This window comes from Catonella sp. (assembly GCF_052169795.1).
GTDB lineage: Bacteria > Bacillota > Clostridia > Lachnospirales > Lachnospiraceae > Catonella.
This window is the reverse complement of record NZ_JBQNBU010000031.1, coordinates 1-24,784: the sequence shown is the minus strand read 5'-3', so window position 1 is coordinate 24,784 and position 24,784 is coordinate 1. Positions and strand designations below refer to the sequence as shown.

Annotated in this window: 25 protein-coding genes and 1 other annotated feature; of the genes, 22 read left to right on the top strand and 3 right to left on the bottom strand. The window is 37.3% G+C overall.

Features of this window, described 5'->3' with window-relative positions; translation table 11 throughout:
* Positions 1-156 precede the first annotated feature (156 nt).
* Positions 157-1,032, bottom strand: a complete 876-nt coding sequence (gene dapF / locus ACTTKP_RS06405; protein WP_442553078.1) for a diaminopimelate epimerase — start codon at positions 1,030-1,032, stop codon at positions 157-159.
* 217 nt (positions 1,033-1,249) lie between these two features.
* Between dapF and ACTTKP_RS06400 the strand changes: the two genes are divergently transcribed.
* The 21 genes from ACTTKP_RS06400 (at position 1,250) to ACTTKP_RS06300 (ending at position 21,697) form a co-directional block, all read left to right on the top strand.
* The gene (locus ACTTKP_RS06400) at positions 1,250-1,957 is read left to right on the top strand and encodes an IMP cyclohydrolase (protein ID WP_442553077.1); all 708 of its coding nucleotides are present in this window, start codon (positions 1,250-1,252) and stop codon (positions 1,955-1,957) included.
* Between the two features lie 20 nt (positions 1,958-1,977).
* On the top strand, positions 1,978-3,156 hold the full coding sequence (locus ACTTKP_RS06395) for a phosphoribosylaminoimidazolecarboxamide formyltransferase (RefSeq protein WP_442553076.1): 1,179 nt from the start codon (positions 1,978-1,980) through the stop codon (positions 3,154-3,156).
* 74 nt (positions 3,157-3,230) lie between these two features.
* Positions 3,231-3,470, top strand: a binding site (T-box leader).
* Positions 3,471-3,649: 179 nt separating this feature from the next.
* The gene (locus ACTTKP_RS06390) at positions 3,650-6,343 is read left to right on the top strand and encodes a valine--tRNA ligase (RefSeq protein ID WP_442553075.1); all 2,694 of its coding nucleotides are present in this window, start codon (positions 3,650-3,652) and stop codon (positions 6,341-6,343) included.
* A gap of 247 nt (positions 6,344-6,590) precedes the next feature.
* Complete coding sequence (locus ACTTKP_RS06385) at positions 6,591-7,769, top strand: tetratricopeptide repeat protein (protein ID WP_442553074.1); 1,179 nt, start codon at positions 6,591-6,593, stop codon at positions 7,767-7,769.
* Positions 7,770-7,777: 8 nt separating this feature from the next.
* Positions 7,778-9,019, top strand: coding sequence for a GTPase HflX (hflX, locus tag ACTTKP_RS06380; RefSeq protein ID WP_442553073.1), 1,242 nt, complete (start codon positions 7,778-7,780; stop codon positions 9,017-9,019).
* A 162-nt stretch (positions 9,020-9,181) separates the two neighbouring features.
* Complete coding sequence (locus ACTTKP_RS06375; protein WP_442553072.1) at positions 9,182-10,207, top strand: branched-chain amino acid aminotransferase; 1,026 nt, start codon at positions 9,182-9,184, stop codon at positions 10,205-10,207.
* A gap of 177 nt (positions 10,208-10,384) precedes the next feature.
* A complete protein-coding gene (locus ACTTKP_RS06370) occupies positions 10,385-10,744 on the top strand; it encodes a GntR family transcriptional regulator (RefSeq protein WP_442553071.1) in 360 nt (119 codons plus the stop codon).
* 18 nt (positions 10,745-10,762) lie between these two features.
* Entirely contained in the window at positions 10,763-11,470 is a 708-nt protein-coding gene (locus ACTTKP_RS06365; protein ID WP_442553070.1) for an ABC transporter ATP-binding protein, read from the top strand.
* A complete protein-coding gene (locus ACTTKP_RS06360; protein ID WP_442553069.1) occupies positions 11,455-12,255 on the top strand; it encodes a hypothetical protein in 801 nt (266 codons plus the stop codon). The genes ACTTKP_RS06365 and ACTTKP_RS06360 overlap by 16 nt, the downstream gene beginning before the upstream one ends.
* 155 nt (positions 12,256-12,410) lie before the next feature.
* A complete protein-coding gene (locus ACTTKP_RS06355) occupies positions 12,411-13,016 on the top strand; it encodes an HAD family hydrolase (protein ID WP_442553068.1) in 606 nt (201 codons plus the stop codon).
* Between the two features lie 199 nt (positions 13,017-13,215).
* A complete protein-coding gene (locus ACTTKP_RS06350; RefSeq protein WP_442553067.1) occupies positions 13,216-13,536 on the top strand; it encodes a rhodanese-like domain-containing protein in 321 nt (106 codons plus the stop codon).
* Positions 13,526-15,313 (top strand): Na/Pi cotransporter family protein, encoded by a 1,788-nt coding sequence (locus tag ACTTKP_RS06345; RefSeq protein WP_442553066.1) that lies wholly within the window; start codon positions 13,526-13,528, stop codon positions 15,311-15,313. The genes ACTTKP_RS06350 and ACTTKP_RS06345 overlap by 11 nt, the downstream gene beginning before the upstream one ends.
* 82 nt (positions 15,314-15,395) lie before the next feature.
* Positions 15,396-16,274 carry a methionyl aminopeptidase gene (locus ACTTKP_RS06340; protein ID WP_442553065.1) on the top strand — a complete coding sequence of 293 codons (879 nt, stop codon included), beginning with the start codon at positions 15,396-15,398 and terminating at the stop codon, positions 16,272-16,274.
* Positions 16,275-16,300: 26 nt separating this feature from the next.
* On the top strand, positions 16,301-16,879 hold the full coding sequence (locus ACTTKP_RS06335; protein WP_442553064.1) for a hypothetical protein: 579 nt from the start codon (positions 16,301-16,303) through the stop codon (positions 16,877-16,879).
* A 20-nt stretch (positions 16,880-16,899) separates the two neighbouring features.
* Positions 16,900-17,781 carry a DegV family protein gene (locus ACTTKP_RS06330; RefSeq protein ID WP_442553063.1) on the top strand — a complete coding sequence of 294 codons (882 nt, stop codon included), beginning with the start codon at positions 16,900-16,902 and terminating at the stop codon, positions 17,779-17,781.
* Between the two features lie 175 nt (positions 17,782-17,956).
* A complete protein-coding gene (gene rpmG / locus ACTTKP_RS06325) occupies positions 17,957-18,106 on the top strand; it encodes a 50S ribosomal protein L33 (protein ID WP_023356034.1) in 150 nt (49 codons plus the stop codon).
* A 26-nt stretch (positions 18,107-18,132) separates the two neighbouring features.
* Positions 18,133-18,342 (top strand): preprotein translocase subunit SecE, encoded by a 210-nt coding sequence (secE, locus tag ACTTKP_RS06320; RefSeq protein ID WP_442553062.1) that lies wholly within the window; start codon positions 18,133-18,135, stop codon positions 18,340-18,342.
* A 20-nt stretch (positions 18,343-18,362) separates the two neighbouring features.
* Positions 18,363-18,893 (top strand): transcription termination/antitermination protein NusG, encoded by a 531-nt coding sequence (gene nusG / locus ACTTKP_RS06315; protein WP_442553061.1) that lies wholly within the window; start codon positions 18,363-18,365, stop codon positions 18,891-18,893.
* A gap of 13 nt (positions 18,894-18,906) precedes the next feature.
* Entirely contained in the window at positions 18,907-19,332 is a 426-nt protein-coding gene (gene rplK / locus ACTTKP_RS06310) for a 50S ribosomal protein L11 (RefSeq protein WP_442553060.1), read from the top strand.
* An 81-nt stretch (positions 19,333-19,413) separates the two neighbouring features.
* Positions 19,414-20,109, top strand: coding sequence for a 50S ribosomal protein L1 (rplA, locus tag ACTTKP_RS06305; RefSeq protein ID WP_442553059.1), 696 nt, complete (start codon positions 19,414-19,416; stop codon positions 20,107-20,109).
* 163 nt (positions 20,110-20,272) lie between these two features.
* A complete protein-coding gene (locus tag ACTTKP_RS06300; RefSeq protein ID WP_442553058.1) occupies positions 20,273-21,697 on the top strand; it encodes an MATE family efflux transporter in 1,425 nt (474 codons plus the stop codon).
* A gap of 230 nt (positions 21,698-21,927) precedes the next feature.
* Here ACTTKP_RS06300 and ACTTKP_RS06295 read toward each other — a convergent pair whose 3' ends face one another.
* Positions 21,928-23,202 carry an erythromycin esterase family protein gene (locus tag ACTTKP_RS06295; RefSeq protein ID WP_442553057.1) on the bottom strand — a complete coding sequence of 425 codons (1,275 nt, stop codon included), beginning with the start codon at positions 23,200-23,202 and terminating at the stop codon, positions 21,928-21,930.
* Positions 23,203-23,366: 164 nt separating this feature from the next.
* Here ACTTKP_RS06295 and ACTTKP_RS06290 point away from each other — a divergent pair, with 164 nt between their 5' ends.
* A complete protein-coding gene (locus ACTTKP_RS06290) occupies positions 23,367-24,161 on the top strand; it encodes an AIM24 family protein (RefSeq protein WP_442553056.1) in 795 nt (264 codons plus the stop codon).
* Positions 24,162-24,334: 173 nt separating this feature from the next.
* On the opposite strand, the gene ACTTKP_RS06285 is transcribed toward ACTTKP_RS06290, so the two are convergent.
* Positions 24,335-24,622 carry a DUF4491 family protein gene (locus tag ACTTKP_RS06285; protein ID WP_442553055.1) on the bottom strand — a complete coding sequence of 96 codons (288 nt, stop codon included), beginning with the start codon at positions 24,620-24,622 and terminating at the stop codon, positions 24,335-24,337.
* Positions 24,623-24,784: the final 162 nt, after the last annotated feature.

The window sequence follows — 24,784 nt, the reverse complement described above, 5'->3', positions numbered from 1 at the left end:
TTTTGAATTTTCAGACAATGACAAAGTGCACAAAGTTTGGAAAGTTTAATGTACAAAATAGACAAAATTAAAACATTTATCAAACTTAGCCAAAAGGTATATTGGGATTTATATATGTTTCATTGGGTGTCAAATACTTTTGACCCCCACATCATTTTAGACTACAACGCTACCACTAAATACAGTTTCACAAGGTCCGGTCATAAAAATATGTTCTGAAGGGCGGTCATATTTTATAATTAAATCTCCGCCTAAAAGATGTACGGTTACTTCATCTTCCGCAAGATTATTTAATATGGCGGCATAAGCTGAGGCACAGGCTCCCGTACCGCAGGCAAGGGTTTCACCGGAACCACGTTCCCATACACGCATCTCAAGCTCGGTTCGGCTTATTACCTTTATAAACTCAGTATTGGTACGATTTGGGAAAATCTCATTAAATTCAAATTTTGGACCGATAGCAGGCAGGTCAAGGCTCTTTGTGTCATCTACAAAGGTTACTGCGTGTGGATTACCCATTGAAACACAGGTAAAATACCAGTCTTTTCCTTCTATATTTACAGGCTCATTTATGAATTCATCCTTGGCTGATACAACAGGGATTTCATTTGGAGTTAGGATAGGTCTTCCCATATCGACGGTAGCAGCCGTTACTTCTTTATTTTCGACCTTAAGCTGTAATACTTTTATACGGTTTTCAGGGATGATTCCCTTTGTTTCTTCTTCAGCACTGCGAACTCCGGTTTCTATACTGACTTCTTCTTTATCAGTAAGCCCGAAATCATAGACAAACTTTCCTACACAGCGGATACCATTTCCACACATTTCAGCTTCTGAACCGTCTGCATTGAAAATTCTCATTCTAAAATCAGCTACTTGAGAAGAGCAGATGAGGATGATGCCATCACTTCCGATTCCTGTATGCCTGTCAGACAGTTTAACAGATATTTCTGCAGGGTTAATTAGCTCATGTTTAGTACAGTCTATGTAAAGATAATCGTTTTTACAGCCATGCATTTTTGTGAAATTTATTTTTTGTCTGTTATTTTCCATAAAACGCTCCATTCATCTATGCTTTTAATGACTGTATAATTATAATACAAAAATTAGTGGAATAAAACCCATAAGGAAATATAAAGAACAATTCATATTGAAAACTAATAAAAACTGTGTTATTCTTAAGTAAAGCTTATTATAATTTTGAAATATATACTGAAAAGTGTTTGAAGCAAATCTTTAGGAGGGTATTATGATTTCAATCGGTGAAGTACTGGCTGCTAAAACTTATCCCGGCAGAGGGATAGTTGTGGGTAAGAGTAAAGATGGGAAATATGCTGTTACAGCCTATTTTATTATGGGAAGAAGTGAAAACAGTAGAAACAGAATCTTTGTAGAAGATGGTGAAGGAATAAGAACAGAGGCTTTTGATGAAACTAAACTTTCAGATCCAAGCCTTATTATATATTCACCGGTTAAGGTAATAGACAAGAAAACCATAATTACAAACGGAGACCAGACTGATACCATCTATGATTTTATGACTAACGGAAAATGCTTTAATAAAGCTCTTATGAGCAGAGAATTTGAGCCGGACGCACCAAATTATACCCCTAGAATCTCAGCCATAGTGGATGTTGAAAAAGAAAAACTTCATTTTAGAATGAGCATACTTAAAAGTAATGATGGCAATCCGGATTGTTGTAACAGATATTTTTATGATTATGATAACATGCCGGAGGGTGAAGGAAGATTCATCCATACTTATAAGGAAGATATTGAACCGCTTCCAAGTTTTGAGGGTGAGCCTGTGAGAGTAGAACTTTCCGGCAATATAGATGAATTTACAGAAAATATCTGGAATAGCCTGAATGAAGCCAATAAGGTGTCATTATTTACAAGATTTATAGATATAAAGACAGGAAAATATGAAACAAGGATAATAAATAAAAATAAGTAATTGCCTGAAGGAGAGTTAAAATGAATGAAATGGAACTTAAATACGGCTGTAATCCTAATCAGAAACCAAGTAGGATATTTATGGAAAATGGAGCTGAGTTGCCTGTAAAGGTACTGTGTGGAAAACCGGGATATATTAATTTTTTAGATGCCTTCAATGGTATTCAGCTTGTTATGGAGCTTAAGAAGGCTACAGGACTGCCTGCAGCAACAAGTTTTAAACATGTATCTCCTGCCGGAGCTGCTATAGGTAAGCCACTTACAGAAGATTTGAAGAAGGTTTACAGAGTAGAGGATATGGGTGAAATGAGCCTTTTAGCCTGTGCTTATGCAAGAGCAAGGGGAGCGGACAGGATGTCTTCCTTTGGCGATTTTATAGCACTTTCGGATGTATGTGACTTAGATACGGCTATGGTAATAAAAAAGGAAGTTTCAGACGGAATCATAGCACCGGGATATACTGAAGAAGCACTTGAAATTCTTAAGGGTAAGAAAAGAGGCAATTATAATATTATTCAGATAGATGAAAATTATAAACCGGAGCCGGTTGAGAAAAAACAGGTTTTTGGTATTACATTTGAGCAGGGCAGAAATGAATTTAAGATAGATGAGGAACTTTTTAAGAATATTGTCAGTGAAAATAAAAATCTTCCTAAGGAAGCGCTTAATGATCTTATTGTTGCCATGATTACTCTTAAATACACCCAGTCAAACTCAGTATGCTATGCAAAAGACGGACAGGCTATTGGAATAGGGGCAGGGCAGCAGAGCCGTATTCATTGTACAAGGCTTGCAGGCAGCAAGGCAGATGTATGGTGGCTTAGACAGGCTCCACAGACACTTAATCTCAAATTCCTTGAAAATGTAGGAAGGGCAGACAGAGACAATGCAATAGACCTCTATGTGGGAGATGAAAGTGAAGATCTGCTCAAAGATGGTGTATGGGAGAAGTTTTTTGAAGTTAAACCTCCTGTATTTACAAGAGAGGAAAAAAAGGAATGGCTTAAGAAAAATGAAAATGTAGCCCTTGCTTCTGATGCATTCTTCCCATTTGGAGATAACATTGAGAGAGCTTATAAGAGTGGAGTAAAATATATTGCTGAGCCGGGAGGCTCTATAAGAGATGACAATGTAATAGAAGTATGTAATAAGTATAACATGGTACTCAGTTTTACAGGGATGAGACTCTTCCATCATTAATAGATGGGGGAAAAAGTAAGGTTTTGTTTCATAAAACAGGCTTGACAAATCTGCCTCAATTCGTTATCATGATTCTAAATGTAGTGCGAAAGAGGAGTAATTCTGTATTCTTATCAGAGAGAGATTGGTCGGTGCAAAATCTTAGGAAGAAGGGATGAAGGTAGCTTTCAAACAGCATCTCTGAGAAAGTGCGGTATGCAGATTAGGAGATGACGGCTTCCCCGTTATGGAAGTAAAGGTGATGATTTTAAGCGTAATGTTAAAATTTTATCATAAAATAAGGTGGTACAGCGGGATATACTCTCGCCCTTAGCTAAGGCTTGGGGTGGGAGTTTTTAAATTTAACAGGAAATTTCTTTGAAATTCCCTGTTAAATTTAAAACTCTCCGAGGGATGCACAGCTCGCGATAGCGAAGTTTGCCTTGCGGCATCGCTCGCGCGCGAAGTGTGCTTACGCACACTATCTATTATACAAAACCAAAAGGAGAAATTCATGAAAAAAGAACTTGAAAAGACCTACGATCCGAAACAAATCGAAGATAAAATCTATCATAACTGGACTGAAAAAGGATATTTCCATGCAGAAGTAAATCCTAATAAGAAGCCATTTACCATAGTTATGCCGCCGCCTAATATTACCGGACAGCTTCACATGGGACATGCCTTAGATAATACCATGCAGGATATTCTTATCCGCTTTAAGAGGATGCAGGGCTTTGAGGCATTGTGGCAGGCAGGAACAGACCATGCTTCAATAGCTACAGAGGCTAAGATAGTAGAAAAACTTAAAGAAGAAGGCACATCAAAGGAAGAACTGGGAAGAGAAGGCTTTTTAAAGCGTGCTTGGGAATGGAAGGAAGAATACGGCGGAAGAATTATATCTCAGCTTAAGAAGCTTGGCTCGTCCTGTGATTGGGAGAGAGAACGCTTTACTATGGATGAGGGCTGTTCTGAAGCTGTTAAAGAGGTATTTGTAAAACTTTATGATAAAAAACTTATTTATAAAGGCTCAAGACTTGTAAACTGGTGTCCTGTATGTAATACATCCATTTCAGATGCAGAAGTTGAACATGAGGAAAAAGCCGGACATTTCTGGCATATTAAATATCCTATAATGGAAGACGGAAAGCCAAGTAAGATCAATTTCCTTGAATTTGCGACCACCCGTCCTGAAACAATGCTCGGAGATACTGCGGTAGCGGTAAATCCTGAGGATGAAAGATATACCTATCTTAAAGGAAAGACAGTATGGCTTCCTATAGCGGAGCGTGAAATCCCTGTTATAGAGGATGGCTATGTAGATATGGAATTTGGTACAGGTGTTGTTAAGATTACTCCTGCCCACGATCCTAACGACTTTGAAGTAGGTAAACGCCATAACCTGCCTGAAATCAACATTATGAATGATGATGCTACGATAAATGAAAATGGTGGAAAATATGCAGGGCTTGACAGATATGAGGCAAGAAAGAAAATAGTTGAAGAGTTAGACAGCCTCGGACTTCTTGGAAAAATTGAAGACCACAGCCACAATGTAGGTACCTGCTACCGCTGTCACAGCGTAGTTGAACCACTTATTAAAGAGCAGTGGTTCGTAAAAATGGATGAAATGATTAAGCCTGCAAGTGAAGCTGTAAAGAAAGGCGAACTCAAACTCATTCCTGAGAGAATGGATAAGACCTACTTTAACTGGACAGACAATATAAGAGATTGGTGTATCTCAAGACAGCTCTGGTGGGGACATAGGATACCTGCCTGGTACTGTGGAGATTGTAGTGAAGTTATAGTTGCAAAAGAAGAGCCTAAGGTTTGCCCTAAGTGCGGCAAGGCTCATTTAAGACAGGATGAAGATACCCTTGACACTTGGTTTTCTTCAGCACTTTGGCCATTTTCAACCCTTGGTTGGCCTAATGAAACACCTGAATACAAGTATTTTTACCCTACAGATGTACTTGTAACAGGCTATGACATCATATTCTTCTGGGTAATCAGAATGGTATTTTCAGCATTTGAGCATACAGGAAAAGCACCGTTTAATACCGTTATGTTCCATGGACTTGTAAGAGATTCACTTGGACGTAAGATGAGTAAGTCGCTCGGAAATGGTATAGATCCGCTTGAAATCATAGATAAATACGGTGCAGATGCACTTAGATTTACCCTTATTACAGGTAATGCACCGGGAAATGATATGCGTTTCTACAATGAAAGAGTAGAGGCAAGCAGAAACTTTGCAAACAAGGTATGGAATGCTTCAAGATTTATAATGATGAACCTTGATGCAGCCGAAGTTCCTGCAAACATTGAGCTTTCAGCACTTACTCCTGCAGATAAGTGGATACTTAGCAGGGCTAACAGGCTTTCAGCAGAAATGACAGAAAATATGGATGCTTTTGAGCTTGGTATAGCAGTGCAGAAGGTATATGACTTTATTTGGGAAGAGTTCTGCGACTGGTATATAGAGATGGTTAAGCCTCGTCTTTACAGCGATACTGATGAGACAAAGGCGGCAGCCTTATTTACACTTAAAACTGTTTTAATTAATATGCTTAAACTCTTGCATCCATTTATGCCTTTTGTTACGGAAGAAATATATCAGGCACTTCGTGAAAATGAGCCGAACGAAGCGGTTAAGATGGCTATGGAAGAGAGCATAATGATTTCTGCCTGGCCTGAATTTAAGGCAGAGTGGGATTTTGCAAAAGAAGAGGCGGAAGTGGCTCTTATCAAAGAGGCTGTAAAGAGTATAAGAGCAGTCCGCACCGATATGAACGTACCACCTTCAAGAAAGGCAAAGGTTATAGTGGTTGCCGATAAAGAAGAAGTAAGAAAGGTATTTACGGAGGGTGAGAAATTCTTTGCAAGTCTTTCTTATGCAGGGGAAGTAGCGGTACAGGCTGATAAGGCAGGAATAGATGAAAATGCTGTATCAGCGGTAATTTCACAGGCTGTTATTTATATGCCTTTTAGTGACCTTGTAGACATAGATAAGGAAATCGAACGTTTGGAAAAAGAACATAAAAGACTTGAAGGCGAAATTGCCCGTTCAAACGGTATGTTAAACAATGAGAAGTTCGTATCCAAAGCTCCTGAAGCCAAGATAAATGAGGAGAAAGAGAAACTTGCAAAATATACAGAAATGATGAAGCAGGTTGAGGAACAGCTTGGAAGATTGAAGAAAAACTAAATAATAAAGGTTTTGATTTCCTGTTAAATAAATAGCACTGAGGACTGGAAAAACTCCATTCTCAGTGCTATAATTATTTAAAGTATCAAGAATAATTTTAAATTGATTGTAAAGTGGCTATGTGATTTTACATAGAGTCTGGAGTAGAGGCACATATATGTGCCTCTGATTTTTGTTAAACAGGAGATTTATCTTAAATTCCTATTAAAGGTAACTCTATTATGTGGTAATTCAGAGGAGGTATAAAATGATTATAAAAAAATTGTATAGAATGACTGCAATTATAATTGTTATATTTTTAACAGCCTGTAGTGGTGCTTCCGCCAATTCATACTTTAAATCCGGCAATGGATATATGGAGAAAAATCAATATGAAGAGGCACTTGGTGCATATGAAGAGGCTATTAAGAAAAACTCTGAAAGAGCAGAATTTTATATAGCTGCGGGATTTGCAAATATAGGACTTGAAAATTACGAGGAGGCTGTCAATTATTTTGATAAGGGATATTCGCCTAAGGATAATCAGATAGTAAGGGAGAATAATAAGTCATTATTTAGAGGAAAGGGAATAGCATATCTTAAACTGGGAAAATACTCGGAAGCACTTTTACAATTTGCAAGTGCTTCTGCAATTAAAGAAATAGCCGTCTTAGATGAGGATATTAAGAAATATATTGCACTTACAGAGGTGAAGCTTGGTGATTATGGCAGTGCAGCAAGTATTTATGAGGAAATGTTAAAGATAAAGAAGCCGGATGTAAGTCTTTACAGTAAACTTGCTGAAGTTTATTTTGCTATGGGGAAGGTAGTGGAGGCAGCAGAAAAATTTGATTTAGCAATAGAAAAAGAGCCGGATAACTTTGATGCTTATTTTGGTAAGTATGAAATTTTATCCGCAAAAGGAGAAAAGGATAAAGCATTAGAAGTACTTAATAAGGCAGCAGGTATAAAAATAACTGATGATATTAGCAGCTATAAAGCAGGTATTTTAGAGTATTTAAGAGGTAATAAGGACAAGGCAAAAGAGTATCTGAATACAGCCTATACTAAGGGAATCTTTGAAAGTTCATACTACCTTGCAAAGCTTGCTATGGCAGAAAATGATTTTAACGGAGCTAAATTGCTTTTTGAAAAATATGAGCAGGACATGGGTAAGGTGACTATTTCAGGATGGTATGATGGAATGGCAGACTGTCTTATAAAGGAAGATAGGTATGAAGATGCTCTAAACTATGTTATTAAGGGCTTAGCTTTGGAAGACATATCCGCAATGAAACAGCTTATGTTAAAAAAAGTAGTTCTTTATGAAAAGGTTACAGACTATGCTAAAGCATATGAGGCTGCTATGGAGTATACAAAGCTATATCCTGAGGATGCGAAGATGAAGAGAGAGGTTATTTTTCTTTCAACAAGGAAGGAGAAATAGGAGGGTAAATGATACAAACATCAGAAAAAAAAGAAAAATTCATCTTAGTAGGTGTAGAAACAGGTAAAGACAGGATGGAAGAAAGCCTAAGAGAACTTGCTGAACTTGTTGAGACGGCGGGAGGTGAGTCGGTAGGAAATATCATACAGAATTTAGAAAATATCAACAAGGCAACCTATGTAGGCAAGGGAAAGGTAGAAGAAATAAGGGAATTGGTTGCGGAACTTGAAGCAGATGGAATAGTCTGTGATGATGAACTTTCTCCGGCACAGCTGTCTAACCTTAAAGATGAACTGGAAGTAAAGGTGCTGGATAGAACATTGGTAATTCTTGATATATTTGCAGCCCATGCCATGACTAATGAAGGAAAACTTCAGGTAGAGATGGCTCAGCTTAAATATCGTTCATCAAGGCTTACAGGTCTTGGAAAGAATCTTTCAAGGCTTGGAGGAGGTATAGGAACAAGGGGACCGGGTGAGTCTAAGTTAGAAACGGACAGAAGGGCTATAAGAGAAAGATTAAGTAAACTTCGTATTGAAATAGAAAAAATAGAAAGTTTACGAGATACCTTAAGGAAGCATAGGGTGGCAGATGGAATTCCTGTCATTGCGATAGTTGGTTATACAAATGCAGGAAAGTCAACATTTTTGAATAAAATTACTGATGCGGGAATTTTGGCTGAAAATAAACTTTTTGCAACACTTGACCCCACAACAAGAAGCCTTAAAATAGCTGATGGAGAAGAGGTACTCTTTACTGATACGGTAGGGTTTATAAGCAAGCTACCGCATAACTTGGTAGATGCATTTAAGAGTACCCTTGAAGAGGCGAAGTATGCTGATTTAATTCTTCATGTGGCTGATGCCTCAAATCCTGAAGTAGAAGAGCAGATGAAGGTGGTATACTCTACCCTTGACGAGTTAAAAATTATAGGTAAGCCTGTTATAACATTTTTAAATAAACAGGATAAAATAGAAAATGAAAATATAATTAAAGATTTAAATGCGGATGCTCTAATTAAGGGTTCAGCTAAGACAGGAGAAGGAATAGATGAGGTTTTAGCTAAAATTACAGAGATTTTAAGAGAGGGTAAGGTACTTATAGACAGGGTTTTGCCTTATGCAGATACTTCCAAAATATCAGTTATAAGAAAGAAAGGACAGCTTTTACATGAAGAATATGAGGGAGACGGTATAAGAGTTAAGGCCTATGTACCAAAGGCTGTGGCAGGACAATTAGGTTTGTTGTAGGAAAGTTAATTCTACTTTTATTCTACAAATAGTAGTATAAAATTGGCTATTTTATCAGGTTATATTAGCTATAACGAATATTAAGCTTTGTTGACAGCTAGAGCTATGGATGTTAGATTAAAAGATGAATGAAAAGTCTACAATTATATTTGGGAGGTAAACATGGACAAGGCAAAGATAGATTGGGCAAATATCGGTTTTGGATATATTAAGACAGATAAAAGATATGTGTCGGATTATAAAAATGGAGTTTGGGATGAGGGAAGACTTATAGATGATGATCAGATTATAATGAGTGAGTGTGCAGGAGTATTGCAATATGCACAGACCTGTTTTGAGGGGCTTAAGGCTTATACTACTGAAGATGGAAGGATAGTTACTTTCAGACCTGACTTAAATGGCGAGAGATTTGAAGAATCTTGTAGAAGGCTTGAAATTCCTGTATTTAGTAAAGACAGATTTGTAGATGCCGTGCTAAAGGTGGTTAAGGCAAATGAAGCCTATGTACCTCCGTTTGGATATGGTGCTACACTTTATCTAAGACCTTATGCCTTTGGAATAAGTCCGGTTATAGGAGTGAAACCTGCTGATGAATATCAGTTTAGAGTGTTTGCTACGCCTGTAGGCCATTATTTCAAAGGAGGGACTAAGGGGATTTCCATAAAGGTGAGTGATTTTGACAGAGCTGCACCGAGAGGCACAGGAGATATAAAGGCAGGACTTAATTATGCTATGAGTTTACACCCTATTGTGGTAGCACATAACGAAGGATATGCAGAAAATATGTATCTGGATGCTGCTACAAGAACAAAGGTAGAGGAAACAGGAGGTGCTAATTTCCTTTTTATTACAAAGGATGGTACAGTAGTTACACCTAAGTCGGATACTATTCTTCCATCTATTACAAGGCGTTCTCTTCTTTATGTGGCAGAGCAGATTCTTGGTATGAAGGTGGAAGAAAGAGAAGTATATTTAAGTGAATTAGGTGACTTTGTAGAATGTGGTCTTTGTGGAACTGCGGCAGTTATAAGCCCCGTTGCGAGAGTAGTAGACCATGGTAAGGAAATTGCATTTAGGTATGGTGCAGAGGAAATGGGACCTGTGACAAAGAAGCTTTACGATACCCTTACAGGTATTCAGATGGGAAGACTTCCTGCTCCTGAGGGATGGATATACGAAGTTAAATAATATATAGATTTAGAAGAAAACAGTAAATCAAAAAGCAGATTTACTGTTTTTTTTTATAAATCTTAATAAAAATAGTATAAAAATGTTATTGACAAAGATGTATGAGTATGATAATGTATTAAGTGCATAATACAACATAACAATAGGACGGAATAATATATTACAAAGGAGGAAATTATGGCGTGGTCACTGGATGAAGGGCTGCCTATCTATCCGCAGCTGATGGACGAAATAAGGCGAAGGATAGTTACTGAGGTGTATAAGGCAGGAGAAAGGATTCCCTCAGTAAGGGAACTTGCAGCAGAAGCGGAAGTAAATGCAAATACAATGCAGAAAGCACTTAGCGAACTTGAAAGAGAGGAGCTTTTGGTAACGATGAGGAGTACAGGTAGGACTGTAACAGAGAATATAGAAAAGATTAAAGGAACAAAAAAAACTATGGCTGAAAGGGAAATATCGAGGTGCATGACCTATATGAAGGAACTTGGTTATAGTATAGAAGAGATACAGAATTTAATAGCAAATTACAGAGATTAAAAGAGAAAGGACAGTAAAATGGGAAATGCAATAGAGTGTAAGACACTTACAAAAAGATATGGAAGGAAAACAGCCTTAAATGCTATAAATTTAAGCTTGGCAGAGGGTAGGATAGTTGGAATCTTAGGACCTAATGGAAGTGGAAAGACTACCCTTATTAAGATGTTAAACGGACTTCTTACTCCTACATCAGGAGAACTTAGGATAGAAGGCAATCTCCCGGGGATAGAAACAAAGTCGGTAGTTTCATATTTACCTGATAAGGACTATCTTGGCGATGAGATGAGCTTTACTGAATGTACAAAACTTTTTGCAGACTTCTACGCAGATTTTAATAAAGACAAAGCATTTGAAATGTTAAGAAGCCTGGATATAGACCCTGATATGAAGTTCAAATTTCTCTCAAAAGGAAACAGAGAAAAAGCTCAGTTAATCTTGGTGATGAGCAGGGCGGCTAAGATATATGTACTTGATGAACCGATAGCGGGAGTTGACCCTGCGGCAAGGGAATATATATTAAAAACTATATTAAACAATATAAATCCGGGTGCAACAGTTATTATAGCAACCCATCTTATTTCTGAAATAGAAAAGATTCTTGACGATGTAGTATTTATTAAAGATGGAAATATTGTATTAAATGATAGTGCAGAAAACATAAGAGAGAAGGAAGGAAAATCCATAGACGGATTATTTAGGGAGGTGTTTGCATGTTCTATAAATTAATGAAAAATGAATTTAGAAATATAGGAAAACTGCTTTTGTTGGTGAATGTAATTGTTTTAGGAATGCACCTGCTTTCGGTAGTGTTTGAACAGATTTATACTTCAGGAGTGCTTGTAGGAAGTGTATTTGAAAATATCTTCGGTGTTTTTGCAGGAATTTATATGTTATCAATTTTTGCAGTGAACATTATAATGGTTTTAGTGTTTGCAATAAGATATTACAAAAAAGTCTATTCTGTTGAAGGGTATTTGACACATACCTTACCAGTTAAAAAAACTGCGATTTATTTTTCGATGCTTATATCTTCAAGTATAGGTACAGTTATCACAGCGTTAGTAAGCCTTGGCTATCCATTTGTAAGGATTGTAAATGAAATTTTATCGGCAGGCAATACCTCGTTAGATGACTGGTTTAAGGTATCGGAAGAGTTTCATATAACAGGATTAACATATTTTCTTGCGGTATTGGGAGGAACTCTTGCAGTTTTTGCAGCCTTTGCACTTATCTTCCTTTGTATATCTATAGGACAGAACTGGAAGGCACACCCTGTTGCAGGTACAATAATTGTTTACTGGTTAATAACAACCGCCTTGGAAATAACAGGAGCTATTGGAATTGTATCACTTGTTGAATCCGGCGTATCAGAGAAAATATTTGAAAATTACAGTCTTCCGGGTGATATGTTCAATGTAATGGCTTGTTGGGGAATAGGGCTTGAGGTTATTGGCATATCAATTATGTCCGTTATAAGCATTGTGATTATGAAAAAGAAACTTAATTTGTAATAGAATATGATTTTCGGATTCGGTCTGTCGGACTACTACAATAGTAGTCTGACAGGCTTTTATTTTATTTTTAAAATTAATCTATTTAAAATAGTTTAATCTATGTTAAAATGAATCTATGCGGTAAATGAGTATTTTGGTAAAGAGGTGTGTTTATGTACAAAAATATTTTATTTGATATGGGCAATGTAATCATGGATTTTTCGCCAGATTATATTCTGTCTATGTATACAAAGGATGTTAAGTTGATTAATTTTTTAAAATACAAGATAGTCTATACCAAAGCTTGGGGGAAGTCGGATAAGGGAGAGCTTACAGAAGAAGGTATTTATGAAGAAATAATAAAAGACTTGGATGAAAAGTATCATGCCCTTGCGAAAGAGGTGATTTATACCTGGTATAAACATAAGACTGAAAATTCTGATATGTATGAACTTATAAAAGAATTGAAGAATAAGGGTTACAGGCTTTTTCTTTGTTCAAATGCGGCTGACTCCTTCCACAAATATGAGGATAGTATAGAGGCTTTTAAGCTTTTAGACGCAAAGATAGTTTCAGCAGATATTAAGGAGGTAAAGCCTCACAGAGAATTTTTTGACTATGTTCTTAACACTTATAAACTGAAGGCGGAAGAATGTTTCTTTATAGATGATCTTGCGGAAAATGTAAGGGGAGCTTACGAATGTGGGATAGATGGATATCAGTATAATGGTAATGTAAATCTTCTTAGAAAATTTATGAAAAGAGTTGCCATACTGTAATTGTATAAAGCATATATTTTTGTTATAATGGGAAGGTAGACGAGTTATTATTAAAAGGAGGGAACATATGAAACATCATAAATTTTGGGCAGTAGCAGCCACAATCTGTTTTGCTTTGGCAATGTACACAGGGTATAAGCATAAATAGCTTGTAGGTTAAATTTTAAGAAAACTTATTTATTTTATGAAAGGAGCAAAAATGGGAGTTTTTGATTTTTTAGGAAGTCCTGATATAAATGAGGGACTTAAACAGTATCAGAGTGAGCAAAGGGCAATATTGCTTGATGCAAGGGAGGCAGATGAATATGCAGGAGGACATATTAAGGGTAGCAAGAATCTTCCTCTTAGCCGGTTTGAAAAAGCTGAATCTATGTTTACGGACAAGAGTCTGCCTATATATGTATATTGTCATAGCGGCGGCAGGAGTAAAAGGATGGCAGCAGGACTTGTTAAATTGGGCTATGAAAAAGTTGTAAATATTGGTGGTATTATGGATTATAAAGGAAGGCTTGAAAGATAATAAGATGACTATTTATTCTGTTTTTTCGTTGCTTGGTGGACTTGCGTTTTTTTTATTTGGTATGAATGTTCTTTCCTCCAGTCTTGAAAAAGTTGCCGGAGGAAAGCTTGAAACTATGCTTAGAAAGCTGACCTCCAATGTATATATGAGCCTTTTTTTGGGTGTGTCCATTACTGTGGCCTTACAGTCTTCGTCAGCACTTACTGTGATGCTCGTTGGTCTTGTAAATTCGGGGATAATTACCCTTTCCCAGACTATATTTGTTATATTCGGAGCAAATGTTGGAAAGACCGCTACTTCATGGCTTTTGTCGTTAAACAGCATACAAACTGAAAATTTTTTTATTTCTTTGTTAAAACCTGCCAATTTTGCACCTATTATGGCTATAATCGGTGCATTTATGATGATGGCATGTAAGACACAGAAAAAGAAGAATGTCGGTACAATATTAATAGGGTTTGCTCTTCTTATGCATGGAATGGGAATGATGAGTGACTCAATGTCTCCACTTGCAAAGATGCCGGAGTTTACAAGGGTGCTTACTGCATTTAACAATCCGATAATAGGTGTGCTGATAGGTGCTGTGTTTACGGGAATTATCCAGTCATCTGCTGCGTCAGTCGGTGTGTTACAGGCACTTTCCCTTACAGGCTCCATTACCTTCGGTATGGCGATACCTATAATCATGGGTGAAAACATAGGTACCTGTGTGACTTCCCTTCTCTCTTCCATAGGGGTTAAGAGGGATGCAAAGAGAGTTGCGATAGTACATATAAGTTTTAATATTATAGGTACGGCTGTCTGTCTGGTTATTTATTTCTTATTAAGATACCTTGTTAAGTTGGCAATATTTGATCAGCCTATAAGTATTATTGCGATAGCAATTTTCCATACAAGCTTTAACCTGTTTACTACCTGTATTCTGCTTCCGTTTAGTAAGATTTTACTTAAGGTGGCATATACGGTAGTTAAGGATGAGGGAGCAGAAAAAGAGGCGGAGAAAGAAGTGCTTTTTGATGAGAGACTCTTGCTTTCTCCGGGGCTTGCGATTTCTCAGGCAAGGAGTAAGGTAAAAGAAATGAGCCGCCTTGCAAATGTAAATATTGTAAGGACTTTAGAAAATTTTGAAGCCTTCAGCAATAAAAAAAGTGAAGAAATTAAGAAGGATGAAGCAAGTCTTGACTATTTGGAAGATGAGATAGGTTCTTTTCTTATTAAACTGTCTTCGAAAGAAGTGAATACCGTTGAAGGAAATACTATATTTGAAATGTTACATTCCATCAATGATTTTGAGAGGATAGGTGACCATGCTATCAACATCAATAAGATAGCAAGGCAGATGAATGATAAGGGACTTAAGTTCTCGGCATCAGCCCTTGAAGATTTTAAGATAATGCATAAGGCTCTTGCAGAAATTCTTGATATGACAGTGGAATGCTTTGCAAAGGATGATGCAGGAAAAGCAGCTGAGATAGAACCTCTTGAACAGGTAATAGACGGACTTACCAAGGAAATGAAGGACAGACATATAAAGAGGCTTCAGATGGGGGTTTGCAGTGCAGAGCTTGGTATACTTTTAACGGATATTATTTCAAATTGTGAGAGAGTTTCAGACCATTGCTCCAATATTGCGGTTTGCATAATTCAGAGTAAGACTTCATCATTTGAAACACATGGCTATCTGAACGAATTAAAAAACAGCAACAGTCCGGAGTTTATTGCTAAGTTTGAAGGGTATAAAGAAAAATATAAGCTTTCGGATGAAACAGCATATTAATAGCTTGACTTTAGTACTTAAAAAAAGTATAGTTTTAAATGGCCGGTTAGTAACGGCTAATGAAAAGAATGAAGGTAGAGAAATGTTTTTTAATAAGATAGGAAGGAATGATGATTGCTGGTGTGGAAGTGGCAGTAAGTATAAGCACTGTCACCAAAGTTTCGATGAAAAAATGGCGGGACTTAAAGCTCTTGGCAGGAAGATTCCAACTCATAAGATGATAAAGAATGCTGCGCAGATAGATGGCATAAGAGAAGCAGGTAAGGTAAATAATGCTATATTGGATGAGGTTGCAGCAAAGATTAAACTTGGAATGAGTACGGAAGAAATTAATTCTATCGTTGTAGAAGCAACAGCGAGATTTGGAGGTATAGCTGCCCCTCTTAATTATGAGGGCTTTCCTAAGAGTGTGTGTACATCTATAAACGATCAGGTCTGCCATGGTATCCCTTCAGAGGATGATATATTGGAGGACGGTGACATAGTGAATGTAGATGTAACTACTATATACAAGGGTTTTTATGCGGATGCTTCAAGAATGTTTTTGATAGGAGATGTGCTCCCTGAGGACAGACAGCTTGTAAAAGTGGCAAGAGAAGCTATAGACATAGGACTTTCTGCAGTTAAGCCCTGGGCTTGTCTTGGTGATGTGGGGCAAGTTATCAATGACTTTGCAAAGAAGCATGGATACTCTGTAGTAAGGGAAATAGGAGGACATGGAGTTGGCATAGACTTTCATGAAGATCCTTGGGTGAGCTATGTAAGTAAGAAAAATACAGGCTACGTGCTTGCTCCGGGTATGGTGTTTACTATTGAGCCTATGATAAATGAAGGAAAAGCAGATATTTTCATAGATGAGTCTAATGAATGGACTGTGTATACGGAGGATGGCTCATATTCAGCACAGTGGGAAGTTACCGTAGCAGTTACAGAAGACGGATATGAGATTTTAGCATCTTGATAACAATAAGGAAGTAATGTGGTGAAATGAATAAGCTAAATAAGATGAAATTTATGGCGATAGTTATATTTGCTTTTTTATTTGCATTAAGTGATTTGGAAGAAGTAGCAGAAGCGGAGAATGCAGTAAAGATAGCAGAGAAAACTGATTCTGAGAAAGCGGATTCTGAGGTAGAAGAAAATATTGATGATGAAGATGCCGAAGATACAGATGAGAACAGGGAGGAAAATATCGAAGAAGACGATGAATTTGATGATGGGGGTCTTAACTTCGTTGTTACAGATATAGATGAAGGAAAGGCTTATGCCGAACTTACAGGAGCTGTAAATAAAAACACAACACTTATATACATTCCTAAGAAAGCGGAATATAACGATGCAGAAATCATTGTAAACTCAATAAGCGATAGTGCTTTCTCGGATTTAAAGGGATTAAGGAAAATTATTTTAGATGCCGATATTGAAGATATTGATAAAAGTATGTTTAAGGGAATGTCAAGAATTGACAGGCTTATTGTAGAAGTGCCGAAAACGAAGTTAGAGGGGTTTAGAAAAATTTTTGAAAAAAAGGGGATTAGAGTTAAGGAAATCAGAGCAATGAAATAATTGCTTGAGGAGGAGGTCGTATGGGTGATTTTGTACTAAGTTGCTGCTCAACGGCAGATTTATCAGCATCTCATTATGAGAATAGGAAAATAAAAACAATACCTTTTCATTTTACACTGGATGGAGTGGAATATTTGGATGATGGAAGGATGCCTATAGATAAATTTTATGGTGAGATGGCTGAAGGTAAGGTGACAAGTACTTCACAGATAAGTGTGCAGGAATATGAAGATTATTTTGAAGAATTTTTAAGACAGGGAAAGGATGTTTTACACCTTACATTGTCTTCGGGGATTACAGGAACTTTTAACTCTGCTATGATAGCAAGAAATGAACTTGTGTCCCGATACCCGGAAAGAAAAATTTATATAGTAGACAGTTTGGCAGCTTCTTCAGGTACAGGGCTGCTTATGGATAAGCTTGCAGATTTGAGAGATTCCGGTCGGAGTATAGATGAAATCAGAGATTTTGCAGAGGCTAATAAGCTTAGAATAAATCACTGGTTTTTTTCAACAGATCTCACTTATTATGTAAGGGGAGGAAGGATTTCAAAGGCGGAAGGTTTTCTTGGAAATATGTTAAGCATCTGTCCTCTTCTTACAGTGAATGCTGAGGGTAAGCTTAAGCTTAGAGAGAAAATAAGGACAAAGAAAAGAGTTTACGAAAGAATAATAGAGATTATGGAAAAATTGGCTGATGATGGATACGGCTATTCGGATAAATGTTATCTTTCTATGTCTGCCTGCTTAGAGGAGGCACAGCAGGTAGCTATGCTTATAGAAGAGAATTTTAGTCAGATAAAAGGTAAGGTGCTTATAAACAATATAGGAACTACTATAGGAAGCCATTCAGGACCGGGAACTGTTGCGGTATTTTTTTGGGGCAAGGAAAGAAGCGAGTAAAAATTGTGTACTTATACACAGTGAGTTTTTATATAATATGGAATTTCAAAGAAATTTCATATTATATAAAAAATATTGACTACTTGCTCTTTCTGTGCTATATTGATATAGCGAGATGAAAGAGGTCTTTTTTTTATGCCTAAAACAAGGTAATTTTAAAGCGGAGGTGAAATTAATGCGAGTTAAAATCACACTGGCATGTACAGAGTGTAAACAGCGTAACTACAATACGATGAAGGAGAAGAAGCTTCATCCTGAAAGAATGGAAACAAAGAAGTATTGCAGATTCTGCAAGAGACATACTTTACACAAAGAAACAAAGTAATTGTGTTTAGTTGAAAGGAATGTAGAATGGGAGACAAGGCGAATCAGGCTAATGAGAATGCCGCTAAGGCTAATTTTTCTCAGGAAGTCAAGTCGGAGTTTAATAAGATAATCTGGCCAAGCAAAGAGTCCCTTACAAAAGAGTCGGTTGCGGTAATAGCAACTACTATTGTACTTGGAGGCGCAGTAGCCCTTCTTGATTTGGGCATCCAGTATGTAATCAATGGTGTTCTTTAATATTGAAAAAAGGTGATTATATGGCAGAAACTAATTGGTATGTGGTGCATACTTATTCAGGATATGAAAATGCAGTCAAAGATGACATTGAAGCGACTATAAAGAGTAGAGACTTAGAGGACAAGATTAAAGAAGTTCTTGTACCGGTTGAAAATATTACAACAGTTAAAGTGGGGAAGGAAAGCAGAAAAGCTAAACCTAAGCCAACAAAACTCTACCCGGGCTATGTTTTTATAAACATGGAAATGACAGATGACACTTGGTACATTATTCGTAATATAAGAGGTGTTACAGGGTTTGTAGGGCCGGGATCCAAGCCGGTACCTCTTTCAGAAGAAGAGATTGCTCAGATGCTGAAAGAACCGAATGATTTGGTAGAAGCTGATATAGAAGTTGGAGATTGGGTAAGGATAATTGCGGGTTCTTGGGAAGATAAAGAAGGTGAAGTTATTGAAGTCAATCTTGAAGAGAGGCTCGTGACTATAAATATTGATTCCATGACTCGGGAAATGCCGGTAGAAATTAGTTTCACAGATATCAATAAGATTTAACGGAGGTTATGATATGGCTAAGAAGGTCGAAGGTTATATAAAATTACAGATTCCTGCAGCGAAGGCTACTCCAGCCCCTCCTGTAGGACCTGCACTTGGACAGCATGGTGTTAATATTGTCCAGTTTACAAAGGAGTTTAATGCTCGTACAGCTAAGGATGAGGGTATGATTATCCCTGTAGTAATTACTGTATATGCAGACAAGAGTTTTAGTTTTGTTACAAAGACTCCTCCGGCTCCGGTGCTTTTAAAGAAGGCGGCTAAGATTGAGACTGCTTCAGGTGTACCTAACAAGAATAAGGTAGCTAAGATTCCTTCTTCTGAGGTAAGGAAGATAGCAGAGCTTAAGATGCCGGATCTTAATGCAGCAAGCATTGAGGCGGCAATGAGTATGATAGCCGGCACCGCTAGAAGCATGGGCATTGTTATTGAAGACTAATTTTTATTAGTTATTTAGCATGAGTGGGAGACCCCCATAATAAGAGGTCGAAGAGTTAGATAACCACAGGAGGTTTTAATAATGAAAAGAGGAAAAAAATATCAGGACGCAGCTAAGCTTGTTGAAAAGACTAAGGCTTACGATACAGAAGAGGCAGTAGATCTTGCAAAGAAGACAGCTGTGGCTAAATTCGATGAAACCATCGAGGCACATATCAGACTTGGTGTAGACGGTCGTCATGCTGATCAGCAGATTCGTGGTGCTGTTGTGCTTCCTCACGGAACAGGTAAGACTGTTCGTGTGCTTGTATTCGCTAAGGGTGCAAAGCTTGATGAGGCTCAGGCAGCAGGTGCAGATTTTGTTGGTGGTGAGGAACTCATTCCAAGGATTCAGAATGAAGGTTGGTTCGATTTTGATGTAGTAGTAGCTACTCCTGACATGATGGGTGTTGTTGGTCGTCTTGGTCGTGTACTCGGACCAAAGGGACTTATGCCAAACCCTAAAGCAGGAACAGTAACTATGGATGTTGCTCAGGCCGTTAAGGATATTAAGGCAGGTAAGATTGAGTACCGTCTTGATAAGGCAAATATTGTACATGTACCGGTTGGAAAGGCATCTTTTACTAAAGAGCAGCTCGCAGATAATTTCACAACACTTATGAGCGCTATAATAAAGGCAAAGCCGGCTTCAGCTAAGGGTCAGTATTTAAGAAGTGTAACAATTGCTTCTACAATGGGCCCTGGTATCAAAATAAATACGTCTAAATTGGTAGGCTAATTAGTAAAAAGTTGACATTTAGGCAGTGAGAAGCCCTTTTCCTTTACATCGCGCATATAAATGACAGCCTGTTATGATAACAGGCTGTTTTGTTAATTCACCGGTAAAATTTCTCCGAGAAATATGTGTAGGAAATGCACTTTGTTGAAAAACGGAGGTAAATATGGGAATAAAAGATAAGTTATTAAAGAAGCTTGGTGGTGCAAGAGATATGACAGAAGGGAGTCCAAGTAAAAGACTGATAGAATTTTCAATTCCTCTTCTGATAGGAAACTTTGCACAACAGCTTTACAGTACGGTTGATTCGATTATTGTTGGAAAATATGTAGGAGATGAGGCGTTGGCGGCTATTGGAGCCAGTGGAGCCCTAGTATTCCTGCTTATGGTTTTATTTATAGGAATATCAATGGGAGCCGGTATTCTGGTTTCGCAGTATTTTGGTGCAAAAAATAAGGAAAGACTTTCAAAGACTATAGGTAATGCTATTGTATTAAATTTTATAATAAGTGCATTTATTATGGTGATGGGAGTCTTGTTTATAAGACCGTTTCTGGAACTTTTGCAGACACCGGAGGCAATACTTGATATGGCAGTCAGCTATACTATGATTAGCTGTCTTGGAATTATGGGAACAAGTTACTATAATATACTCTCAGGTCTGTTAAGAGGGATGGGAGATTCGGTTATGCCCCTCTTTTACCTGATAATATGTACCATCTCTAATATTGTCCTCGACCTCGTATTTGTAGGCTCTCTTGGAATGGGAGTTGCTGGTGCAGCTTATGCAACAATTATCTCTCAGATTATTTCAGCAGTCCTATGTTATCTTAGAATGCTTAAAATGAAGGATGTACTTACTTTGGACATCAATGCATTTAAGCTTGATGGAAAGCTGTCAAAGCAGCTTATAAGGCTTGGACTTCCGGTAGGTATTACACAGGCGTTATTTGCGGTAGCGGCAATCTTTGTTCAAAACTTAACAAACACCTTTGGGACTGTGTTCATAGCAGTATCCACTGTTGTAATGAGGGTGGACGGCTTTGCTATGCTTCCTAACTTTACCTTTGGTACAGCTATGACCACCTATGCAGGTCAGAATGTAGGTGCGCTAAAGATAGGCAGGATGAGACAGGGTACAAAGGAAGGGCTTAAGATTGGAGTTACAACTTCGGTTGTTTTGGTAGGGCTTATTCTTACATTCGGTAAAACCTTAATGGGCTTATTTACTAATACTGAAGAGGTAATAAATGTAAGCTATGAAATGATGTGTATACTGTCTATAGGCTATATAGGCGTTGCTATCAATCAGATACTTTCAGGGACGATAAGGGGTGCGGGAGATACAATGACACCTATGTGGATAGCCTTGATAACAACAACACTTATAAGACTTCCCATAGCCTATGGGATGGCATATTTCACGAAAAGTGAAACTCTGCCTACAGGAGAGCCGAGAAGCATTTATTATTCTTTGGTAATAGCCTGGGTGCTTGGAGCGATTATCACGGCAATCATTTATAAGATAGGTTATTGGGCCAAAAGAGCAAGAATTGGTGGTAAAATAATGGATATTTCTAAAATGGACTGATGGAAACTGAGACTTGTTACTCATAAAAATTCATAAAAAAGAGCAACTGTCCTGCAGATGCTCTTTTTTGATGTGATAGGTTTAATAAAATTTTTTGTTGAAGTGGTTGATTCCTTCAATTCTGAGTATAATGAATAATTGCCGTTATTTCAAGGTTTTATGAGCAATATATCAAAGTTCTAGAAAATTTGCAAAATATATGATTTTTTATTAAAAAAAATGAAAAAGTATTATTCTAAAATATCTATGGGTGTAGTTTCATATAGAAAAATCATTGCATTATACAGTTTAGTTGGAGTCTCTCTTATAATGTAAGTTGTAGGTAAAAAATTCATATAAAAATAATATTCTTCACCAAGGCTTCCCATGTTAAGAGGAGAGTTAATCAGACTGCTTATTTTATCATCCTTGCCTGCTGTGTCTGAAAACTGAAGTAGATATTTGTTGTTATGGTATTTAGCCTGATAAGCTAAAATATCCGATGAGCAAAAATCAGCTATGGTTCTGGTGCGATTGTTATTAAGGTCAGGCACATTGACAGAGGTATTGTAAAAATCAGAACCTATGGCAAAATATCCATCCTTATACTCTTCCTTTAACTTATGTCCCATATTTACATATAGAGGCAAAGAAAAGGAGATATGTCCGTTATGTGCAGAGATTAGAATTTGAGAATTTCCTCTGTTTTCTTCGTATTCTTGAATCCACTGTACATTTTTAGCCATAAACTCATCCCTTAAGGTGAAAGACTTCATCGGGTCTGAAATCATAGCCTCATAGTATTCAATACTTTGAATAAAAACATTTACTGCCTGTAAATAAGGAGCGGCTTTAGCCTGTTCAGTCTTTGTAGAATATTTTTCAGTAATTATACTTGATATTTTATTCAATGTATCCAAGCTGCGAGAGGAGTTTTCTTTTGTTATAGGCAGTAAGGAGTGTTCCAAATCAACATCGGGAAGTATATCGTTTTTCTTGCAAAAATCTACAATGAAACCTAAGTCTTTGTCAGGGTCTTGCATATCAAAACCATAAAAATTAAGTTTTTCATTTTCGGAAGCCCTATCATTGTATTCCCTCATCCACTGAATTAAATCAGCTATCTCCTGCGTGTGATAGATAGAAAAAGAGAGGCTCTTTACAAGTTCATTAACATTACCGTTTCCGCCATGTATGTAGTTGTTGATAGCCATACCCTCACCCCAGTCAGCTTCTAAGGCAAAACTCCTTACCTTGGAGGTGTTTACTAAGAGTTTTAATACATCAAGTTTCAGTTCTTGAAATTCTTTATTGCCATGTGTAGCTTCGCCGAAAGCGATGACCTTGGTGCTGTTAGGGATTGATAAGTCTTCAATATTTTTTGCTAAAGCGTTGGTGTCTGCAATTTTATGAGCCGATAAAAATTGCGGTACAAATACCCAAGTAGCATCTGCAAGACCTGCAAGCAGGGCGATTGTTAAAATAGTAATTCCACATACTTTTAAGATTTTTTTTATTGTTTTCATGACTATCCTTTCTGTATAACTATTATATTAGTGTACTAAACATATAATACACTAATATAATATAACTGTCAATAGCTGTTGTACAAATATTTACAAATGTCTTATGGAAAGTTTTATCCAATAAGGTTATAATATATATAATTAACATAAAGGAGGAGTATATTATGAGTTACAGTATTAAAAATTTTACTAACAATGATGATGTAAGAGTGACTAAAGAAGCAGGTATTTTTCAGGTGGTTGAATACCAAAGAGATCTTTCAGTTGATTCGTTTACAGCTGCGCAGGCATATTTTGATGCACAGATGGGAGTAAGGAGAAGGCAGGTAGTTGCTAATTTGAATAATTCATCCGTCACAATTCAGGCGGGAGCTATGCAGTGGATGTTAGGAGATGTGAATGCAACTACAGGTATAAAGGGAGCCGGAGACTTTGTAAGTAAAATGATAAGAGGGGCAGTTACAGGAGAAAGTGCGATAAAACCGGAATACAAGGGCACGGGGATGCTGGTTTTGGAGCCAAGCTATAAGCACTATCTGATTATCGACCTTGATGACTGGAATGGAGGGATAGTGGTAGAGGACGGAATGTTCCTTGCCTGCGACACGGAAGTTAAGCATAAAGCGATAGCCAGAAATAATCTTTCAAGTGCGGCATTAGGAGGAGAGGGTCTTTTTAACCTTGGACTTATGGGAACGGGATTTGTTGTACTTGAGTCTGCAGTTCCGGAGGAAGAGCTTGTAGAAATAGAGCTGAATAATGATGTAATTAAGATTGATGGCAATCTCGCTGTAGCTTGGTCTGCAAGCCTCAATTTTACAGTTGAAAAATCAGGAAAATCACTTATAGGTTCAGCTGCATCAGGCGAAGGGCTTGTAAATGTATATAGGGGAACAGGTAGGATACTTATGTCTCCGGTTCAGGTTACACAGCATTTACAGGAAATAAAAACAATTTAATGTCAGATTAGGGAGGTGGCTTATGATTTCTTTGGGAACAATCATCGGTGCTTATGGGGATAAGAATACCTAAAGCAAAAGATCCTTGGGCTTAACATGATTTAAAAGTATAAAAACCGTTGTTACAAAGGCAAGAACCATAAGCTATGACTTAGTGGTTCTTGCCTTATTCTTTATTCCTTGCGGTTTGGATTCTTAGGAAACCAACCTTTTTTTACACGCTCTTCCTGCTCTATGAGTTCTTTTATGCTCCACAGGCAGGAGATTCCAAAGACTGCCACAAGAGCACTTATAATAGAATTATCTATAAAAAGTGAGAGCAAAAGAGTGCCTATTCCTACCACAAGAAAGAGAGGCCAGATTTTTTTAGAAAAATAATATTCTCCCTTGATTACAATTACATGAAAACAGCCTATTAACAAAAATGTAGCTGCTCCGATTATCAGTCCGTAAAAGTTCATATTACCTCCATTAGCTAAGATTGAAATGTGATAGTATATTATAACATAAATAGGAAAGAGTATGAAAGAGGTGAATTGCAAAAGTAACTTCCATACCTAAGTTTAATTTTTTTATTTTAGCTACGGTATGGAAGTTACTTTTTACAAATTTTGCATAAATTA